Origin of the sequence: Rhodococcus sp. B7740, assembly GCF_000954115.1 — a bacterium.
Lineage (GTDB): Bacteria > Actinomycetota > Actinomycetes > Mycobacteriales > Mycobacteriaceae > Rhodococcoides.
Genome location: NZ_CP010797.1, coordinates 587,153 through 607,389 on the forward strand (window position 1 = coordinate 587,153; position 20,237 = coordinate 607,389).

A 20,237-nucleotide genomic window follows, 5' to 3' on the forward strand; every position below is an offset into this window, starting at 1 on the left:
GACAACACAGTGACCGACGGCATCGCCTCTGCAACCCCACCGGCAACGGAGGTTCCCAAACGCGCCTGGCAGGCGCTCGTGGTCCTTCTACTCGGAATGTTCATGGCGTTGCTCGACACCACGATCGTCAACGTGGCGCTGCCGACGATCAGCACCACATTGGAAGCGTCGGAATCAGTTCTGTCGTGGATCATCTCGGGGTATGCACTCGCCTTCGGCCTGGCTCTCATCCCGGCAGGCAAGGTGGGCGACCGGATCGGCCACAAGTGGGTCTTCTTCACCGGGCTCGCCCTCTTCACCCTCGCGAGTTTCGCGTGTGGGCTGGCTCAGGACGATCTGCAGCTGGTCGTCGCGCGAGTCGTGCAGGGTCTGGCCGGCGGTATGTTCGTCCCCGCGGTCACGGCGTTCATTCAACTGCTGTTTCCAGGTCCGGTGCGAGGCAAGGCATTCGCCATCATGGGTGCGGTCATCGGCGTCTCGACTGCGCTCGGACCGATCGCGGGCGGCCTCATCATCCAGGCTTTCGGCGACGAGAACGGCTGGCGGCTGGTCTTCTGGGTCAACCTACCGATCGGAATCGTCGGTCTCGTCGCGGCTGCAGTGCTGCTCCCGAGCAAGACCGACACCGAACCGACGGCGCGCCCCGGAATCGACTGGCTCGGACTGTTGCTCATCTCGGCAGGTCTCATCGCACTGCTCGTTCCGCTGATCGAGGGCCAGGAATCGGGCTGGCCGATGTGGACTTACCTGACGATCGCCGCAGGCCTCGGCCTCATCGCGCTGTTCGGCCGGTGGGAAGTGATCCGGAGCGGCCGCGGACAGAATCCGTTGGTGCCGCCTCGATTGTTCACCCGTCCGGCGTTCACCGGAGGTGTGATCCTCGCGCTCGTCTACTTCGCCGCCTTCACGAGCATCTTCTTCACCATCTCGCTGCTGTGGCAGACCGGGCTGGGCAACACGGCACTGGCATCGGGACTGGTGTCCATACCGTTCGCCATCGGCAGCATCATTGCCGCCTCGCAGAGCAACAGGCTGACGATCCGGCTCGGTCGTACCGTTCTCGTACTCGGGGCCTCGCTCGTCTCGATCGGGCTGATCTGGCTGTGGATCATCCTTGCGACCAGCTCCGCCGACACGATCTCGCACTGGACGCTGCTGGTTCCACTGTTCATCGCGGGTCTGGGCAACGGCGCGTTCATCGCACCCAACGCGCAGTTCATCGTCGCGACCGTCGATCGCGACGACGCGGGAGCCGCGAGCGGGGTCATCTCCACCATGCAGCGCGTCGGCTCCGCGATCGGCATCGCCGTCATCGGCAGTGTGCTGTTCGGATCTCTGAACATCACCGGCCCCGACACCGTCGGCTCCGGTTTTCTGCACGGCGCGGCCATGGCGATGGCCGTGAGTGCCGCGTTCAGTCTCGTGGCACTGGCGTTGGTGTTCGCGCTCCCCAAGAAGGTCCAGAGTGGGCACTGAGCGCACAGCTCAGGACTTCAAGCCCTTGCTGTGCCGATCGACCACGGTTGCTGCGAGGTCGGCGATCTTGACGTTCAGGTCCTGAGAGGACTTACGCAACAGGGCGAACGCCTCGTCGCCGGACACATCGTGCAGAGCCATGATCAGGCCGATCGCCTTGCCGATCTCACGGTTGCTCTCGAGTCCGTCACGCAGAGTCGACGCCTCCTGACCGTTCATGACCGCAGCAACGGCGACGGCAGTGAACGCCGTCAGAATGATCGCCTTGCTCGCGCTGTCGGCGTCGAACACACCCGGCTCGTCGGTGAACAGGTTGAGCGCGCCCACCTTCTGATCGTCCACCTTCAGGCGAAATCCCATGGCCCCTCGCACCGGCGTGCGGTTCAACACACCGCGAGCCATCGCGGGCCACTGCGTCGGTGTCCGGAAGTCGGCCTCGAGCTGCGCCGCCTCGCTGGTGATCGCGTCCAGACACGGGCCTTCGCCGGTGGCGCGCTCGATGTCGTCGATGACTCGAGCGACGTCGTCGGAGGCCGCGACGGTGACGGGCTTTCCGTGACGCATCAGCATCAGGCTGGCGTGATCACAGTGGGGAACGATCAGCACGGCGGCATTGCAGATCGCGGTGTAGATCTCTTCCGCGCTGCTGCCTCGGTACACGATGTCGGCAAGCGCGGCGAACACGGTGGCCGGGTCGGTCACCGGGCCGTCGGTGGAGCCTGCAGGAACGGCTGGAGGTCCGCTCGGCTGCGATTCGTCGTTCATTGGTTACTTCCGTCCAGTGTGTGAGCATCGAGTGACCGGGACTCGGAGTGCATCAACCGTACCGTCACCGGATCGGGTGGCCGATAGGACGGGTCTCGGCAGTAGCCTCGACTGGTGAGCGACGCACAAGGATCCACCGGTTTCGAGTACGGCCACGACGGTCCGAAGTCGATCGTGGTGGGTGTCGACGGTTCCGATTCCTCCTGGCGCGCCGCCGCCTATGCGGCAGGGCTCGCTCGTAGACAGCGGTCTCTGCTGGTGCTGGTGTACGTGCAACCCATTGCGACGGCGTCGTGGGGCCAGGCCGGCATCTCTCTCGTCGAAACCGGCCAGCAGATCGCCGACGAGTTGCTCGAGTACGTCCGTGCCTCCGCTGCACGATTCGGGGATCGGGAACACGTGCGGTGGGAGTTCCGGACCGCGCAGGGCGACCCGTACAACGGGCTGATCGCCGTGGCAGAGCAACTGCGCACCGACGCGGTCGTGGTGGGGGCGTCCGAGACTGCGGGCCACCGAATCGCAGGTTCGGTGGCGGTGCGGTTGGTCAAAGCAGGCCGCTGGCCGGTGACCGTGGTGCCCTGAACGATCCGAAATCGAGCCTGTCTGCCGTCGGCCCTGTAAAAATAGGCAGTCACCTCGTCGGATGCGAGGCGGACGTGGTGCCGTTCTCGAGGATCCGAGGAGTTCCATGGCTGGGCTGTCGCGTCGACAATTCATCACTCGGGTGGGCGCGCTCGCGGCGGCCTGGGGAATTGCACCCCACGTGCTGGGTCAGGCTCTCGTTGCGCGCGCCCAACCTGTGGAGGCGGACGGGACCGGAACACTGGCGCAGACGATCCTGCGAACCTCGACAGGGCCGGGCAAGTACCGCGTACTCGGTACCGGACCGGGGGAGCCCTACGTCGCTCGCCTGGACGTCCTCGGACGAGCGCCGAGTCCATCGAGGGTGCAGTCCCGACGGTCGTTGCTCTACCTCGGACACCTCTCGGACATGCACGTCATCGACGCGCAGTCGCCCGGACGCATCGAGCCCATGATCGTCTCCGACCACGCCGCATGGGGCTCGGCGTTCCACCCGCAGGATCCGCTGACCGTGCACGTCACCGCGGCGATGGTGAAGGCGTTCGCGGATGCGCGGATCAGCCCGGTCACCGGCGCACCGATGGGGGCGGCCGTGGTCACCGGGGACAGTGCCGACATGCATTCTCATCTCGAACTACGCTGGTACATAGACGTTCTCGACGGAGTCCCGGTTCGGCCGACGAGCGGGGCCGCGAACGTCTTCGAGGGTGTTCAGGCCTGGCCGGAGGCGCAGTGGGCCTATCGGCCCGGTGACCCGTCGGGAGGATCGTTCGGCGACTACGGATTCCCGACGCTTCCCGACCTTCTCGACCAGGCGATATCGGGCACCGTCGAATCGGTGGGTCTACCCGTGCCGTGGTACTCGGTGTACGGCAACCACGACACCCTGTTGCTCGGCACCTTCGATCTGTCCTCGCAACTGCACGCGCTCGCTGTCGGTGGTCGCAAGGCGTACACGCTCGAGGCGACAGCCACCTCGGCCCTTGCCGGCTATGCCTCGACCGCGAGTCCGCTGCAACGAATGGTCGATGCGCTAGGCGTGGGATCCGGTGCGCGACCGGGGTTTCGCGCGGTGTCCGCCGATCCGGCTCGATATCTGTTCGAGCAACGCGAGTTCATGGCGGAGCACTTCGAGACCACCCCGACGCCGGGTCCGATCGGTCACGGCTTCACCCAACACAACCTCGACTCCGGCGAGACCTGGTGGACCGCAGACCCCACACCGAACATTCGCACGTTCGGGCTCGACACGTGCAATGCCGTCGCCGGCCCCGACGGTGCGGTTCCGGAGAACCAATTCGCGTGGCTCACCCAGCAATTGGAGCGGGCGCAGGCCGAGAACAAGCTCGTACTGATCTACACGCACCACAACAGCCTGACACTGGAGAACCGAGCACAGCGGCCAGGGCAATCGGTGAAGCTCTACGGCGCAGACGAATTCGTCGATCTGCTGCTGAAGTATCCGGTGGTGATCGGTTGGCTCAACGGCCACACCCACCAGAACCAAATTCTGGCGCACTCGCGAGACGGACGAGGATTCTGGGAGATCACCACCGCGTCGTGCATCGATTTCCCGCAGCAGCAGCAGGTGGTCGAGATCGTCGACAACCGAGACGGGACACTGTCGCTGTTCACCACCGTTCTCGATCACGCATCTCCGGTCACGCCCGGAAACAGTGGCAGCTACCTGGATCTGGCGTCCCGTAGCCGTGAGTTGGCAGCCAACGACTGGGCCGAGAATCCGCTGATGCGGAGGGGTTCGCGCCTCGATCGCAACACCGAGCTGCTCCTGCCTGCACCGTTCGATCTGAGCAGCATCACCGACGCCGCGCTCGAGCAGCAACACCTGGACGAGCACGCGAGACTGATCGCCTACGAGACGAGGCAGGGCCGATGAACAGTGTTCGCAGGACGATCCTGCTGTTGTCCGTGCTGGTGGCGTGCGCGGGGTGCTCGCAGACCGCCGCACTCGCCCCGGTCGGTGGTGCCGAGCTCGGTGACCTCCGCTACGCAGTGAACGACGTCCTGTTCGAGAAGGGGATCGAGATCCTGGTCGCACCGGTGTGCTCGGGTACCGGGGCCGATATCGAATGTGCCGGGGAGACAACCGACAACGATGCGATCACCGGTTCGGCCACCTCGGACGACGCGAGCACCGTCGAGGTCAAGGTCGGTACGGAGGTCCTCTACTCGGGGTCGGTGCAGGACGTGCTCGATCGCAATTCGACGGTCGGTGCACCGTGAGGGGGAGTGTGGTTCTCGCTGCCGTGGTGGTCGTGTCGGCACTGGTTCAGGCGCTGACCGTACTGGGGGATCCGGTTCCGACGTCGTCCCTCGGTTTCGCGGGGCTGGTTGCGGCCTCCGCCGCGGCACTGTTGATCGCCCTGTGGATCACCGCATCGACGGCACTCGACGTGGTGGACGGCCCTGCGCTCGGCGTACTGGGTCGGGCGTGGCGACGGCCGCGTGTCCTGATGTGGTGCGTGGCGTTGACTCTGGTGGCCGTTGCGCTGGCGATTCTGTTCCCACTGCTTCCGGTCATCGTGATTCTGGTTGCGCTGCTGGTGCTTCCGGCCGTGGCCGACGGGGAACAAAATCCGTTCCGCGCAGCGTCGGCGACTGTCCGGCAGTCCCCGGGGCGGTGCGCAATCGCGGCAGTCGTCACGATTGTTGCCTACGTCCTCGCCTGGGTCGTGGCACTGGTACTGGGCTTCTTCGTCACCGGTGTTGTGGCCGCGTTCGTGACGTGGCTGTGGTTCGGGGCGAATACCGCTGCGTTGCTGGTCCTTTGGTCGCGGCTGTATCGAAGGGCGGCGATGCTTCGACGGCACTCAGCCGCGGGCTCGCCGACCGGCCGCGGCCTCGGCGACGATGTGCGCGATTCGAGCTGAGCGAGTGGCGTCTCGCGCAGCGCTGACGACCCACCACAGCATCTGTTTGCGGGCACTGGGCGGAAAACCGTCCCAGGTGCTCCGGGCGTTCGGGTCTCGGTTCAGGGCAGTTGCGAGTTCGAGTGGCTCCTCGAGGTCTTCGACCTGATCGGCAATCGTCCACCAGCCGTTGGCCTTCGCGGCAGCGATGGCACGTCGGCCTGCTTCGGTCATGAGGCCGCTGTCTTCCATATCGGCTGCGCGTTTTCGGTTGAGCCGGGTCCACGGACTCTTGGGCCTGCGTGGCGTGAACATCTGCAGGCTGCGCTCGTCGTCGAAGTTGCTGCCGGTGGAATCGATCCAACCGAAGCAGATGGCTTCCTCGACGGCGTCCGGGTACGGGCACCGTGGCCGGGTGGTGGTGTTGCGCCACGAACACAGCCACACGCCACGGGTGGATGCATGATGGAGCTCGAGCCAAGTACGCCACTGTGTCCGAGTCTCGGCGTGAAAAATCGGGTACTCGAACTTCCACGTCGGCGGGTGGTCGGATGCCGTCGGCGGCTCCGGTGACGTCACGTGCTCGCGCAATCTATTGCTGCCGGTGCCACCTCGCCACGGTTCCACATTGTTTCAGTGTGCTCGCTGTCGAGGAAATCTGCTGTCCCATTGTCGGGTGAAGATCGCGTACGCCGGACCTCGTCGTGGGGCGGGCGGGGCTCGAACCCGCGACCAATGGATTATGAGTCCACGGCTCTAACCGACTGAGCTACCGCCCCATGCCCGTACCAGGTACGAGCCTGCAGAATCGTACAGAATCCCGTCGCCTCGACGGTTCATCGGGGCGCTATTTCGCCCTCACCTGCACCGGGACCCCGTTCAGGATCGCATTGGCCGAGACGGCGTCGACCCGGCCCGGGTCGGTGATGTCGTTGACACTGGGGCCCGTCACCGTCGTGGCAACGGACAGCTCCACGCCGGGGCGCTGATGCCCGAAGCCGTGCGGCATGCTCACCACACCCGGCATCATCTTGTCCGATGCTGCCACCTCGATGTCGACGGTTCCGGCGGCGGAGGTCACCGACACCATCGCCCCGTCCTCGATGCCGCGGTGTTCCAGGTCGTCCGGGTGGGCCAGAAGCTGATGTCGCGCTTTGCCTTTGGTGAGCCGGGCGGTGTTGTGCATCCAGGAGTTGTTGCTGCGCAGGTGTCGCCGACCGATCAGCAACAACTCGTCACCGGTCGCAACGGCGCTCGAGTGCATCAGATCCACCAACGCGGGAAGTTCGGCAACAACGATGTCCTGAATCAGCTGTACCCGCTTGTCCCGCGTCTTCAGCTTCTGCGGGAAGCCGGGCCGCAGGGGTCCGAGATCGACACCGTGGGGGTTGGCTCGAAGCTTCTTGAGCGACAACCCTTTTCGTTGGCTGCGGAGCAGGATGTCCAGGGTGCGCGCGGGCGACAGGCGCAGGCGCGCCTCGCTGATCACGCTCTTCGGAGTCAATCGCGACTTCACTCGACCGATCGTCGAACCGGCCATCGCGCTCTTGTAGCGGAGTGACAGGTCTCGGAATATCTCCCAATCATGCTTTGCGTCGGCCTTCTTGGGCAGGACCGCCGGCATGTACTTGGCAGTGTTGTGTACCGCGAAGGAATTGAAGATCAGATCGTAGTGGTCGCGTTCGAGAGACATCGTCGGCGGCAGAATCACGTGTGCATGACGCGAGGTCTCGTTGATGTAGAAGTCGAACGACACCATGAAATCGAGACCCGCGAACGCGTCGTTCAGGGTGGTACCGCCCGGCATCGACAGCACCGGGTTGCCGGACAGAACCGCCATCGCGCGGATCTGGTCCTTGCCCTCGGTGGTGATCTCGTCGACGAGCGTCGAGCAGGGGTATTCGCCTGCGAACTCGGGCAGGTCGCGAACGCGGCTGCGCCACTTGTCGAAATGTCCGCGGCCGACGATGCCCTGCTTGATCAGATCGATCGCAGGATCGGTCACCATGGCACCGCCGGGGCGGTCGAGATTGCCGGTGATGATGTTCAGTACCTGAATCGCCCACTGGCACACGGTGCCGAACTGCTGGGTCGAGACCCCCATTCGGCCGTATGCCACCGCGGACTTCGCCGACGCGAAATCACGTGCCAGGGCCGAGATGTCCTCCGCGGCGATCCCAACGACCGGAGCAACGGATTCGGGGGTGAATTCGGCGACGAGGTCGGCGAGGCGATCGGCACCGTCGATGTAGTCGGCCACGCGCACGGTGCCGTCGGCGGCGATGACGTGGATCATCGCGAGCAGGAGCAATGCATCGGTGCCGGGGCGCACGAAGAAGTGCGTGTCGGCGATGTCGGCGGTCTCGGTCTTGCGCGGATCGACCACGACCAGGCGTCCGCCGCGTTTACGCAGTGCCCGCGCTCTCTTGGCGAAATCGGGGACGGTCATCATGGAGCCGTTGGACGCCATCGGGTTGCCGCCGAGTACGAGAAAGAAGTCGGTGCGGTCGATGTCGGGGATAGGCAGCAGCAGTTGATGCCCGTACAGCAGGTGATCGACGAGCTGATGCGGGAGCTGATCCAGCGAGGTGGCGGAGTATCGATTACGCGTTCGCAGGAGCGAGGTGAAGGGAATGCCGTGGGTCATCGCACCCATCGAATGCACGTTGGGGTTGCCCTGATAGAGACCGACCGCATTGCGCCCGTACTTCTTGCGCGTCGAGATCAGGCCGTCGATCACGAGGTCGTATGCCTCGTCCCAGCCGATCTTCTCCCACTTCTCACCCACGCGTTTGACCGGTGTGGTGAGTCGATCGGTATCGGCGTGCAGGTCGATCAGCGACAGAGCCTTCGGGCATATGTGACCGCGCGAGAGCGGGTCCTTCTCGTCACCGCGGACGGACGTGACCGCATCGTTCTCCACCGTGAACTCGAGCCCACAGATCGCTTCGCACAGATTGCACGAGCCATACACAACCGACATCGCATTCCTCCCACTCATGTGCTGCGAGCGTAGCCCGGCGGGGGACCGGGGCACCGTCATCGACAGACAATTAGGCTCGTGAATCGTGACCACCCTCGATCTCACGTCCTCCTGGCCCGTCGACCACGTCAGTGCAGCAGTCGTCACCGACTCCGGAGTTCGTGAGGAGGTCGGCGACACCGATCGCGTCTACGAGCTGGCCTCGGTCACCAAACTGCTCAGTGCGTACGCCGTCCTCGTCGCCGTCGAGGAAGGTGCGGTGGAGCTCGATCAAACCGCAGGGCCGGAAGGGTCGACGGTGCGTCACCTGCTGGCGCACGCGTCGGGCCTGGCGTTCGGCGACCGCACGGTCCAGGCACCGGCCGGCACCAAGCGGATCTATTCGAGCTCCGGGTTCGAGGTACTGGCCGAACTGATCGAGACCGAAGCAGGCATCGCCTTCCCGGACTACCTCGACGAGGCCGTGTGCCGGCCACTGCAGATGACGAACACCGCGCTACCGGGATCGGCAGGCCACGGTGCCAGCTCCACCCTGGCGGACCTGAAGAAGTTCGCGGCGGAGTTGTTGGAACCCACGCTCCTCGCGTCGCAGACCCTCTCGTCGGCGACGGCCGTGCAGTTCCCCGGCCTCAACGGCATCGTGCCCGGGTACGGATCGCACAGGCCGTGCGACTGGGGACTCGGGTTCGAGCTGCGGGGTGAGAAGAGCCCGCACTGGACCGGAAGCGACAACTCGTCGGCCACGTTCGGTCACTTCGGTCAGGCCGGAACGTTCCTGTGGGTGGACCCGTCCGTGCGGACGGCATGCGTGGTGTTGACCGACCGGGCCTTCGGAGACTGGGCGAAACCGCTGTGGCCGGAACTCTCCGATGCCGTTCTTGCAGGGTGAATGCCGATCGTTCACAGATTGCACTGGCGCAACAGGGGTAACTCGGGGCACACTAGTACACATACGTGTTGATTGACTGCAGCCAGCCGAAGCATGTCGAGGTCGTTGGGGAAGACGTCCCTCGTCGAAGCTGGAGGTAGTGCAATGCGTGGATCGAATCAATTCGCAGAAGCGACGTCGGGTGTCGTGTACATCCACTCGTCGCCCGCTGCGTTGTGCCCGCATGTCGAATGGGCGTTGTCCGACGCCCTCGATTGCCGTGCGAATTTGAAGTGGTCTGCGCAGCCGGCCTCCGACGGGCAGCTGCGCGCCACCACCGACTGGGTAGGCCCGGTCGGCACCGGAGCGACCCTCGCCGGCATCCTGCGCTCGTGGCAGATGCTGCGCTTCGAGGTGACCGAAGACCCCAGCGAAGGCGTCGACGGCGAACGATTCTCACACGTACCCGGTCTGGGGCTGTGGCGTGGATCGACGAGCGCGAACGGTGACGTGGTCCTCGGCGAGATGCGACTGCGCGCCCTCATGGAGAACAACCAGGGCAACCTCACCGCGGCCGTGGAGCACGCTCTCGGGTCGGACTGGGACGCCGCCCTCGAGCCGTACCGCACAGGGGGAGCCGGAGCCGAAGTGACGTGGTTGAGCCGCAACGTCGGCTAGTGGTGAGAGTTGCTGGGGGTTCGAGGTCGCGGTAGTTTCGCGGGCGTGCCTGGGGTAGGCATGAGGGAACGACCGTGGAGTGGTGAGTTCGATGTTGTCGACCGGAAAAGTGATTCGATTCGACGAATTCAAGGGGTACGGATTCGTCGCGCCGGACGAGGGCGGCGAGGACGTGTTCATTCACGTCAACGATCTGGATTTCGACAAGAGACTGTTGGCACCGGGTGTTCGCGTCGAGTACGTCGCCGTCGACGGTGACCGAGGGCTCAAGGCCACCCAGGTACAGATAATCGACGGTCCGGCATCGACCGCGCTGGTGACCCGACACAAGCCCGACGTGCCGTACCACCACACCGTGCCGGTGACCGACCATCAGAACCTCGAAGACGTCATCTGCGACGTCCTGTCCGAGGCGGACTTCACCGCCGAGGTGACCGAGGCACTGCTGACGTCCAACGGAACCGTGACGGCAGCGCAGATCCTCGACATCCGATCAGCGATGCTGCGAATGGCTCACGACCACAAGTGGATCGAGAACTGACCGACGCGTAGCCCCTTCATACCGCCCTGCAGCCCGTTCGGTTACGGATGAATGTGGCTTCGTTGCAGTCGGAGCGCTACTGATTCACACCGTGAATGGACCATTACATACGTCTGGGCGCTGCAAGGGTCCATTCACGCGGCCGGGGGAGGACGACTCTGGGGCGGGGGCTGAGTCAGGGCCGCAAGCGAGGGCGGTTGATCAGAGCGGAATGTTCTTGTGGTTGCCGCGTGCCGCGGGCGCGGCCGCGAGAGCCTTGGCGACGGTGCTGCGGGTCTTGCTCGGTTCGATGACCTCGTCGACGACACCGATGGCCACTGCACGCTCGACGCCACCGGCGATGCTTTCGTGCTCGACGGTGAGGCGATCGTGCAGTGCCTCGCGCTCCTCCTCGGGAGCGGCCGCGAGAGCCTTCTTGTGCAGGATTCCGACGGCAGCCTTCGCGCCCATCACGGCGACCTCGGAGCCGGGCCAGGCGTAGACCGCAGTGGCACCGAGCGCGCGAGCGTTCATTGCGATGTACGCACCGCCGTAGATCTTGCGGGTCACGAGGGTGACACGGGGGACCGTGGCTTCGGCGAAGGCGTGCAACAGCTTTGCACCACGACGCACGACGCCTTCCCATTCCATGCTGACGCCGGGGAGGTATCCGGGTACGTCGACCACCACGACGAGCGGTATGCCGAACGAATCGCACAACCGAACGAAACGTGCTGCCTTCTCGGCGCTTTCGGAGTTCAGGCAACCACCGAGTCGGATGGGGTTGTTGGCGATGACCCCGACGGTGCGGCCACTGATACGGCCGAGGCCGATCACGATGCTGCGAGCCCAGCCGCCCTGGAATTCCTCGAAGGTCGACTCGCCTTCGACGTTGTCGAGCAACTCGTGCACGATCGGGTGGACGTCGTATGCGCGACGGTTCGATTCGGGCATCAGTGCCCGGAGGTCGGTGTCACCGTGTTCGGCAGCGGCGATATCGAAGTCGCCCTGCTCGCAGAACATGGACACCAGACGGCGGGCGCGGGTGAACGCGTCCATCTCGCTGTCGGCGACGATGTGGCACACGCCGGACTTCTTGTGGTGGGTGTCGGGGCCGCCGAGCGAGGCCATGTCGACCTGCTCGCCGGTGACGCTGCGGACGACGTCGGGACCGGTGACGAAGACACGTCCCTCGGGAGCCATGATGACGACGTCGGTCAACGCAGGACCGTAGGCGGCGCCGCCGGCTGCGAAGCCGAGGACGACGGAAACTTGGGGGACGAGGCCGGACGCTCGGACCATGGCCTCGAAGACGAGTCCGACGGCGTGGAGAGCTTCGACGCCCTCGGCGAGGCGAGCGCCTCCGGAGTGCCAGACGCCGACGATCGGGGCGCGCTGCTCGATGGCCGTGTCGATGGCGGCGACGATGTGCTTGCAGCCGTCGACGCCCATGGCACCGCCCATGACGGTGGCGTCGGAGCAGTAGGCGATGGTGTGGACGCCGTCGATCTCGCCGGACGCTGCGAGGATGCCGGATTTGTCCCGATCGTGCAGCGGGACAGTGGTTCCGGCGTCGAACAGATTCTCGAGGCGGGCGAGTGGATCGCGGGGATCGGTCGAGGTACCGGATCGTGTGACAGGGGCCAGAATAGTCATCGCTTGTCCTTCTTCAGGGCCCCTGAGGGGGCGAGGCCCGAACCGGAACCGTTCCCTGGGAAACGGCCCCGGTCCGGATCATGCACTGCGAGAGCGAGATCGGCTGAGTCGAAGAAACGACTCAGTGCATCACGCCTTTCCGAAGGCGAGCGCTACGTTGTGCCCACCGAATCCGAACGAGTTGTTGATCGCGTAATCGATCTGTCCGACGCGGGGCTCGCCCTTGACGACGTCGAGATCGATCTCGGGATCCTGGTTCTCCAAATTCAGTGTGGGAGGGATGATTCCCTCACGCACTGCCAGCACCGTCAGTACCGACTCGAGTGCGCCGACGGCACCGATCGAGTGGCCCAGAGCGGATTTCGGTGCGTACACCGCTGCGTGATTTCCGACTGCCTTGTTGATCGCCAGCGCCTCGGCGGTGTCTCCGATGGGAGTTGCCGTTGCGTGGGCGTTCACGTGGGTGATGTCGGACTTCTGCAGGCCTGCGGTCTCGATGGCGCGCTGCATCGCGCGCGCGGCACCCTTGCCCTCCGGATCGGGAGCCACCAGGTGGAACCCGTCGGAGGTGATTCCGGCACCGAGCAGGCGGGCGTGAATCGTTGCGCCGCGAGCCTTGGCGTGCTCTTCGGTCTCGATGACCATGAGCGCACCCGCTTCACCGAAGACGAAGCCGTCACGGTCCTTGTCGAACGGACGTGACGCACCCTTCGGGTTGTCGTTGTTGGTGCTCATCGCCCGCATCATGGAGAAGCTGGCGATCGGAACTGCGTCGATGTAGCCCTCGACGCCGCCGGTGACGACCATGTCCGCATCGCCCATCACGATCATCCGCCACGCGTGTGCGATGGCTTCCGATCCCGAGGAGCAGGCGGAGACGGGAGTGATGACACCGGCCTGTGCTTTGAGCTCGAGTCCGACGACCGCTGCGGGGCCGTTCGGCATGACCATCTGAACGGCGAGCGGAGACACCTTGCGGTAGCCGCCTGCCTTCATCTTGTCGTTGGCGTCGATCAGCGAATCTCCGCCACCGAGGCCGGTACCGATCGACACACCGAGGCGAAGGGGATCGACGTCGGGGGTTCCGGCGTTCTTCCAGACCTCGCGGCCGAGGACCGTCGACAGTTGCTCGACATAGCTCAGGCGACGAATCTCGACCCGCGAGAGCAGGCTCTGCGGGTTCACCGCGAGGTGTCCGCCGATCCGCACAGGCAGGTCGTACTCGGCGACGAAATCGTCTTCGAGCTTCGCGATTCCGCTGTCGCCGTTCAGCAGACCCTTCCACGTGGCATCGACGTCACCCGCAAGTGACGTGGTCGCAGCGAGGCTGGTGACGACGACACTGGGGAAGCGTCCGTTGGCGGTGGATGGGTTGGTCATGGGCCCTGTCACTCGCTCGCGGAGTCGTCGAGCTTGGCCTTGATAGCTTCTGCGGCTTCGGGGTTCTCCGCTTCGAGCTTCTGGATGTAGTTGACGGCGTCACCGACGGTGCGCAGACCTGCGAGGTCCTCGTCGGGGATCTTCACGCCGTACTTGTCCTCGGTCTGCACTGCGATCTCGACCATGGAGAGTGAGTCGATGTCGAGGTCGTCCACGAAGGACTTCTCGATGGTCACCTCGGACGGTTCGATGCCCGTGACCTCCTCGATGATCTCTGCAAGTCCGGCGATGAGGTCTTCCTGGCTGGCCACTGTTGTGGCTCCCTTCTCTTCTGTGTAGAACGCCGAAGTCATGTGCTTCGAGACGCGATTGTGCATTTCTGCCACTCGGGGAGTGGAAGTGCGATCCGCAGTGTGTGACGGCGGAGTGTGTGGGGCGAGCTAACCGAGCTCGGCCATTGCGGAGATGTCCGCCGGTGTCTTCAGGCCGAGGTTGGCAACGCCACGCAGTTCGCGTTTGGCGATGCCGACCAGTGCGCCTGCCGGGGGCAGTTCCACAAGTCCGGTGACCTGCGCGGTGCGCAGGTAGGCAGTGCACAGGTCCCATCGCACGGGGCGAGTGACCTGAGCAGCAAGCTTGTTCAGTGCGTCGGCACCCGAGGCGACCGGCTGACCGTCCGAGTTGGACAGCAGCGTCCGCGTCGGCTCCGACGGAGTGATCGCGGCAGCGGCTGCGGCAACGGTGTCGCCGGCAGACGCCATGTATCTGGTGTGGAACGCGCCTGCGACCGGCAGTGCGCGAACCCGAGCCTTCTCGGGCGCGCTCTCGGCCAGCTCGGCAAGTTTTGTGAGCAGGCCGGCGGCGACGATCTGACCTGCAGCGTTGACGTTGGCCGGCGCGAGGTCGAGTTCTTCGAGGCGGGCCAGGACGGCAGCTTCGTCTCCGCCGAGCACGGCGGACATGCCGGTCGGTTCGAGTGCACACGCCTTGGCCATTGCTGCGCCACGGACGGCGGCGAGTGAAACGGCGTCGTCGGAGGAGATGACGCCGGCGATGGCAGCAGCGGCGAGTTCGCCCACGGAGTGCCCGGCGACGACGGCGTCCTCGGGGAACAGGCCGCGCGATGCGATCTCCTCGAAGGCGAGCAGGGCCGACGCCACGACCAGGGGCTGGGTCACCGCGGTGTCGGTGATCTCCTCGGCGGTTGCTGTGGTGCCGAGGCGGACGAGGTCGAGACCTGAGGCCTTCGACCACAGTGCGAGTCGGTCTGCCGCACCTGGCAATTCGAGCCAAGGCAACAGCATGCCGGGAGTCTGAGAGCCCTGACCGGGCGCAAGCAACGCAATCACAGGGTTAAGAGAACACTGTCGGGTGCCGAATGAGTGATGTCGCGCTCGATGAACTCTCGACAGGCAATTTGTGGGAACCCTACAAATCGCCTCGTGGGGACTCGCTATCGCCGGAGGGTGGTGGAGCGTTACGTGACCACTTGTCCGAATGTGACCTGTGTGACATATGGGGCTGGATGTGCCGGTTCGTGATGCGTTCGAGCCAACCTACCTACCGTTGCCGCGACCCTGAGCACGTACGCGTCGCGCGGGTGAGTGGGGTCGCGACCGGTGACCTCTGCGATGCGCTTGAGCCGATACCGAACGGTATTTGGATGAACAAACAGCTGCCGTGCGCAGGTTTCGACGGCTCCGCCACAGTCGAGATACGCATCGAGGGTGTCGGCAAGTCCAGAACCCGCCGCCGCCAATGGAACGACCACGTGATCGTTCAACGCCGATATCGCCGCACTGTCGTTGAGCAGTGCGCGTTCGGGCAACAACTCGCCTGCGTGCACCGGACGCGGTGCACCACGCCAGCCGGCGACGGCCTGCATGCCGGCGAAGGCTTCCACCGCGCTCGAGTGCGCCGCGCCCAGGGTGCGAGTGGTCGGGCCGATGACCACGGGCCCGTCGGAGAAGTTCTGCAACATGTCCTCGATGAACGCGTGGTGGGCCGGCGTGTCCTCGATCTGGCCGCTGACCACCATCACCAGCCGAGTGCCTTGCACCACGGCGAGTGCCGCGCGGCCGTGCTTCTGCGCCACGGCGTGCACTGTTCCGACCACCGAGACGCCCCGATCGTCCGGGGGAGTACCGACCAACACCGTCGCGGGGGCCGTGGCGTCCCAGTTCAGTGTTGCGGCACGCGAGAGCATGTCCGAGCCGGTGTCCCCACGCACGACGGCATCGACGACGAGAGCTTCGAGGCGGGTGTCCCAGGCACCGCGAGATTCGGCCGCACTGGCGTAGACCGACGCGGCCGCGAAGCCGAGCTCGCGGCCGTACCGTAGGACGGCCTCGGTCAGGGCCACCAACTGCTGATCGTTGCGAGCCAGTGCCGGAAGCCACTGCTCGAAGAACTCCATCGCCACCCGGACCATGTCGACGGTCTGGCGCAGAGTGAGGCGGCGGGCCAGGTCTTGGGGGATGACCTGGAATGCGTCGAGGCTGAAGCGGATATCGCTGTTCGGGTTCTTGAGCCATTCGAGAAAGTTGTCGACGGCTGTCTGAATCAACAACTGCACGCTGGCGCGTTGGGCCGCGTCGAGATCGCCGAAGAACGGCAACTGGCCCTGCATCGTGGTGACGGCTTCTGTCGAGAGTCGGCCGGAGAACTGTTTGACCCGCCGCAGCAGGGCATCGGGCAGGGGATCGCGCTTCTGGCGTGAGGGAGCCAGTGAGGCGACCGGAAGATGCACTTCGTTGTCCGAGGTCAACGACTCACGCAACGCCTCACGATAGGCGTCGCGTCGGGACACTTCGCGTGTGGACGCACTGTCCGGGGAACCGGGCTTCGCATCGGACATAAGGAGAACCTACGCCCGACCCCCGCCCACCTCGCGCTGGACGTGCCGCGCGAGGTGGAACGGGGGTCGGGTGATCAGGGGTCGAACCTACGCCGAACCGGTATCGGCGTACGACGTGGGAGCGGCGGTGACGTCGTCGATCTTGTACTTCTCCGCGGCCTCGACGGCCTTGGAGCGGTCGATCTCACCGGATGCCGCCAGAGCCGACAACGTGGCGACGACGATCGACTCGGCGTCGACGTTGAACACGCGGCGCGCGGCCGGACGGGTATCGGAGAACCCGAAACCGTCCGTGCCGAGGGTGACGTAATCGCCCGGAACCCACTGACGGATCTGGTCCGGAACCGCACGCATCCAATCCGAGGACGCGATGACCGGGCCGTTGGCGTCGGCCAGCGCCGAGGTGACGAATGGAACGCGCTTGTCGGCACCGGGGTTGCGCAGAGACTCCTGCTCGGCCTCGACACCGTCGCGGCGCAGTTCGCCCCACGAGGTCACCGACCAGACGGCCGAACGAACGCCCCACTCGTCGAACAGCAATTCGCGGGCCTTACGGGCCGACACGATGCCGACGCCGGACGCCAGCAGCTGCGCCTCGGGTCCGTCGCCCTCCTGCGGCTCGGCGAACCGGTAGATGCCCTTGAGCAGACCCTCGACGTCGAGGTTCTCCGGCTCGGCCGGCTGTACGTACGGCTCGTTGTAGAGGGTGATGTAGTAGAAGATGTTCTCGCCGCCGAAGCCCTCGACACCTTCGGTTCCGCCGTACATCCGTCGCAGACCGTCCTTGACGATATGCGCGATCTCGTACGAGAACGCCGGGTCGTAGGCCACGGCCGCCGGGTTGGTCGAGGCCAACAGCAGTGAATGACCGTCGGCGTGCTGCAGACCCTCACCGGTGAGCGTGGTGCGACCTGCGGTGGCACCGAGCACGAATCCGCGAGCCATCTGGTCTGCTGCCGCCCAGAGACCGTCGCCGGTGCGCTGGAAGCCGAACATCGAGTAGAAGATGTACAGCGGGATCATGACCTCGCCGTGCGTGGCGTACGAGGTACCGACCGCGGTGAACGACGACGTCGAACCGGCCTCGTTGATGCCCTCGTGCAGGATCTGGCCGACCGAGCTCTCCTTGTAGGCGAGCATCAGCTCCGAGTCCACCGAGGTGTACAGCTGGCCGTTGCGGTTGTAGATCTTCAGCGACGGGAACCACGAGTCCATACCGAACGTGCGGGCCTCGTCGGGGATGATCGGCACGATTCGGTGGCCGATCTCCTTGTCTCGCAACAACTCCTTCATGACGCGCACGAGCGCCATGGTGGTGGCGACTTCCTGCTTGCCGGAGCCCTTGCGGAGCGTCTTGTACGTGTCGTCGCCGGGCTGCGGGAGCGGCTTGACGTCGACCCGCCGCTCGGGGACGAATCCGCCGAGCTTGTTGCGGCGATCGAGCATGTACTGGATCTCGGGAGCATCCGGGCCGGGGTGGTAGTACGGCGGCATGTACGGATCCTTCTCGAGCTCTTCGTCCGAGATCGGGATGTGCTGGAGATCGCGGAACGTCTTGAGATCGTCGAGCGTGAGCTTCTTCATCTGGTGCGTGGCATTGCGGCCCTCGAAGTGCTTGCCGAGGGTGTAGCCCTTGATGGTGTGCGCCAGGATGACCGTCGGCTGGCCCTTGTGCGACATCGCCGCCGCGTAGGCAGCGTGCACCTTGCGGTAGTCGTGGCCGCCGCGCTTGAGGTTCCAGATCTCGTCGTCGGACAGATCCTTGACCAGTTCCTTGGTGCGCGGATCGCGACCGAAGAAGTGATCGCGGACGTACCCGCCGTCGTTGGCCTTGTACGTCTGGAAGTCACCGTCGGGAGTGGTGTTCATCAGGTTCACGAGCGCGCCGTCGCGGTCTGCGTGCAGCAGTGAATCCCACTCGCGGCCCCAGACGACCTTGATGACGTTCCAGCCCGCGCCGCGGAAGAACGACTCCAGCTCCTGAATGATCTTGCCGTTGCCGCGGACCGGGCCGTCGAGGCGCTGCAGGTTGCAGTTGACGACGAACGTCAGGTTGTCCAGACCCTCGGTGGCGGCCACGTGCGCGAGTCCGCGCGACTCCGGCTCGTCCATCTCGCCGTCGCCCAGGAATGCCCAGACGTGCTGATCGGAGGTGTCCTTGACGCCGCGGTCGTTGAGGTAGTGGTTGAAGCGGGCCTGGTAGATGGCGTTCATCGGGCCGAGACCCATCGACACCGTCGGGAACTCCCAGAAGTCCTGCATCAGGCGGGGGTGCGGGTACGACGGCAGTCCTCCGCCCTCGTTCACGTGACTGGCCTCCTGACGGAAGCCGTCCATGCGCTCGGCCGGGATGCGGCCCTCGAGGAAGGCGCGGGCGTAGATGCCGGGGGAGGCGTGACCCTGGATGAAGATGTGGTCGCCGCCGCCCGGGTGGTCCTTGCCGCGGAAGAAGTGGTTGAAGCCGACCTCGTACAGCGCAGCCGACGAGGCGTACGTGGAGATGTGGCCACCGACGCCGACGCCGGGGCGCTGCGCGCGGTGCACCATGATGGCTGCGTTCCAGCGGATCCAGGCGCGGTAGCGGCGTTCCATCGACTCGTCGCCGGGGAACCACGGCTCGTTCTCGGTGGGAATGGTGTTGACGTAATCCGTCGACGTCAGCGACGGCAGCGCGACGCGGCGCTCACCGGCGCGCTCGAGCAACCTGAGCATCAGGTAGCGAGCGCGGTTGGGGCCGGACCTCTCCAACAAGCCGTCGAACGACTCGATCCATTCGTTGGTCTCGTCGTTGTCGATATCGGGCAGGTACGACGCGACACCCTCGCGGATGACGCGGACCCGGCCGTCAGAGCCCTTCTTGCCTGCAGACGATGTGTTCTGCCGTTCGCCGCTGTTCACTTCGGACAACGTGTGCACTCCTCAATGTGGCGGACGCTCGGTGTGGCGTCCGGTCCGGTAGCGCGCCCCTGTGACGGCGCTCTACTTTCCTCGTTCTCGTGATTCCTCCCAATCCTGCTACATCTTCTCGGTTCTGGTAGTACAGAGGTCCGATACCCACCAGTAGAAATTTATGTACGCAATTTCGGCGCGGTCAGCTTGCGCGAACGGCTCCGACCCTGTTCGCTTTGTCTACTGCACCCACAATTCAAGGAGGTCACCACCGTGGTCGCCGCGGCGGACGCTCAGAACTACGCTCAGAAACTTGGCATCACTCGCGACATGGTCGTACAGGAGCTGGGCTGGGACGAGGACACCGACGATGATCTGCGCGCCGACGTAGAAGATGCGATCGGTGGCGAGACCCTCGACGAGGATTCCGACGAGGTGATCGATGTCGTACTGCTGTGGTGGCGCGACGGAGACGGTGACCTGGTCGACGCACTCATGGATGCCATCGGGCCACTCTCGGACGATGGAATCGTGTGGGTCCTCAGCCCCAAGACCGGCCTGTCCGGTCACGTCGAACCCAGCGAGATCGCCGAGTCCGCCCCGACCGCAGGATTGACGCAGACCTCTGCGGCAAACCTCGGTGACTGGATCGGAAGTCGTCTGGTTCAGCCCAAGACCCCTGCCACCAAGCGGTAGGTCGATGCTCGATACAG

The 20,237-nt window shown here is 65.1% G+C and carries 18 protein-coding genes and 1 tRNA gene; 9 read left to right on the plus strand and 10 right to left on the minus strand.

The window, feature by feature from the left end:
* The first annotated feature begins 9 nt into the window (after positions 1-9).
* Complete coding sequence (locus tag NY08_RS02760; RefSeq protein WP_045194796.1) at positions 10-1,476, plus strand: MFS transporter; 1,467 nt, start codon at positions 10-12, stop codon at positions 1,474-1,476.
* Between the two features lie 9 nt (positions 1,477-1,485).
* Here the strand turns inward: NY08_RS02760 and NY08_RS02765 are convergent, their stop codons facing one another.
* Positions 1,486-2,241: a GAF and ANTAR domain-containing protein gene (locus NY08_RS02765; protein WP_032394472.1), complete on the minus strand. Its 756-nt coding sequence runs from the start codon at positions 2,239-2,241 to the stop codon at positions 1,486-1,488.
* Between the two features lie 114 nt (positions 2,242-2,355).
* Here NY08_RS02765 and NY08_RS02770 point away from each other — a divergent pair, with 114 nt between their 5' ends.
* From NY08_RS02770 to NY08_RS02785, 4 genes are all read left to right on the plus strand, one after another.
* Positions 2,356-2,823 (plus strand): universal stress protein, encoded by a 468-nt coding sequence (locus tag NY08_RS02770; protein ID WP_032394471.1) that lies wholly within the window; start codon positions 2,356-2,358, stop codon positions 2,821-2,823.
* A gap of 106 nt (positions 2,824-2,929) precedes the next feature.
* Positions 2,930-4,720, plus strand: coding sequence for a TIGR03767 family metallophosphoesterase (locus NY08_RS02775; protein ID WP_045199606.1), 1,791 nt, complete (start codon positions 2,930-2,932; stop codon positions 4,718-4,720).
* The gene (locus NY08_RS02780) at positions 4,717-5,067 is read left to right on the plus strand and encodes a hypothetical protein (RefSeq protein WP_045194800.1); all 351 of its coding nucleotides are present in this window, start codon (positions 4,717-4,719) and stop codon (positions 5,065-5,067) included. The genes NY08_RS02775 and NY08_RS02780 overlap by 4 nt, the downstream gene beginning before the upstream one ends.
* Before the next feature lie 8 nt (positions 5,068-5,075).
* A complete protein-coding gene (locus NY08_RS02785) occupies positions 5,076-5,714 on the plus strand; it encodes an EI24 domain-containing protein (protein ID WP_045194802.1) in 639 nt (212 codons plus the stop codon).
* Here the strand turns inward: NY08_RS02785 and NY08_RS02790 are convergent.
* From NY08_RS02790 to NY08_RS02800, 3 genes are all read right to left on the minus strand, one after another.
* Positions 5,655-6,272 (minus strand): YdeI/OmpD-associated family protein, encoded by a 618-nt coding sequence (locus NY08_RS02790; protein ID WP_045199608.1) that lies wholly within the window; start codon positions 6,270-6,272, stop codon positions 5,655-5,657. The genes NY08_RS02785 and NY08_RS02790 overlap by 60 nt on opposite strands.
* Positions 6,273-6,398: 126 nt before the next feature.
* Positions 6,399-6,472 (minus strand) — tRNA-Ile (locus tag NY08_RS02795).
* Positions 6,473-6,540: 68 nt separating this feature from the next.
* On the minus strand, positions 6,541-8,676 hold the full coding sequence (locus NY08_RS02800; RefSeq protein WP_045194804.1) for a molybdopterin-dependent oxidoreductase: 2,136 nt from the start codon (positions 8,674-8,676) through the stop codon (positions 6,541-6,543).
* Between the two features lie 85 nt (positions 8,677-8,761).
* Between NY08_RS02800 and NY08_RS02805 the strand changes: the two genes are divergently transcribed.
* The 3 genes from NY08_RS02805 to NY08_RS02815 all read left to right on the plus strand — a co-directional run bounded on the left by NY08_RS02805 (position 8,762) and on the right by NY08_RS02815 (position 10,763).
* Positions 8,762-9,565, plus strand: a complete 804-nt coding sequence (locus tag NY08_RS02805) for a serine hydrolase domain-containing protein (protein ID WP_045194805.1) — start codon at positions 8,762-8,764, stop codon at positions 9,563-9,565.
* A gap of 144 nt (positions 9,566-9,709) precedes the next feature.
* The gene (locus NY08_RS02810) at positions 9,710-10,222 is read left to right on the plus strand and encodes a DUF3145 domain-containing protein (RefSeq protein ID WP_032394465.1); all 513 of its coding nucleotides are present in this window, start codon (positions 9,710-9,712) and stop codon (positions 10,220-10,222) included.
* A gap of 91 nt (positions 10,223-10,313) precedes the next feature.
* Positions 10,314-10,763 (plus strand): cold-shock protein, encoded by a 450-nt coding sequence (locus NY08_RS02815; protein WP_032394464.1) that lies wholly within the window; start codon positions 10,314-10,316, stop codon positions 10,761-10,763.
* A 201-nt stretch (positions 10,764-10,964) separates the two neighbouring features.
* Here NY08_RS02815 and NY08_RS02820 read toward each other — a convergent pair whose 3' ends face one another.
* The 6 genes from NY08_RS02820 to aceE form a co-directional block, all read right to left on the minus strand.
* Positions 10,965-12,398 (minus strand): acyl-CoA carboxylase subunit beta, encoded by a 1,434-nt coding sequence (locus tag NY08_RS02820; protein WP_032394463.1) that lies wholly within the window; start codon positions 12,396-12,398, stop codon positions 10,965-10,967.
* Positions 12,399-12,527: 129 nt separating this feature from the next.
* The gene (locus tag NY08_RS02825) at positions 12,528-13,778 is read right to left on the minus strand and encodes a KasA/KasB family beta-ketoacyl-ACP synthase (RefSeq protein WP_032394462.1); all 1,251 of its coding nucleotides are present in this window, start codon (positions 13,776-13,778) and stop codon (positions 12,528-12,530) included.
* An 8-nt stretch (positions 13,779-13,786) separates the two neighbouring features.
* Entirely contained in the window at positions 13,787-14,131 is a 345-nt protein-coding gene (acpM, locus tag NY08_RS02830; protein WP_045199610.1) for a meromycolate extension acyl carrier protein AcpM, read from the minus strand.
* Positions 14,132-14,218: 87 nt separating this feature from the next.
* Positions 14,219-15,127, minus strand: a complete 909-nt coding sequence (locus NY08_RS02835; protein ID WP_032394461.1) for an ACP S-malonyltransferase — start codon at positions 15,125-15,127, stop codon at positions 14,219-14,221.
* A gap of 128 nt (positions 15,128-15,255) precedes the next feature.
* Positions 15,256-16,635, minus strand: coding sequence for a PucR family transcriptional regulator (locus NY08_RS02840; protein WP_235387083.1), 1,380 nt, complete (start codon positions 16,633-16,635; stop codon positions 15,256-15,258).
* A gap of 87 nt (positions 16,636-16,722) precedes the next feature.
* Positions 16,723-19,542 carry a pyruvate dehydrogenase (acetyl-transferring), homodimeric type gene (gene aceE, locus NY08_RS02845; RefSeq protein ID WP_045199614.1) on the minus strand — a complete coding sequence of 940 codons (2,820 nt, stop codon included), beginning with the start codon at positions 19,540-19,542 and terminating at the stop codon, positions 16,723-16,725.
* A gap of 255 nt (positions 19,543-19,797) precedes the next feature.
* Here aceE and NY08_RS02850 point away from each other — a divergent pair, with 255 nt between their 5' ends.
* Positions 19,798-20,220 carry a DUF3052 domain-containing protein gene (locus NY08_RS02850; protein ID WP_032394460.1) on the plus strand — a complete coding sequence of 141 codons (423 nt, stop codon included), beginning with the start codon at positions 19,798-19,800 and terminating at the stop codon, positions 20,218-20,220.
* Positions 20,221-20,237: the final 17 nt, after the last annotated feature.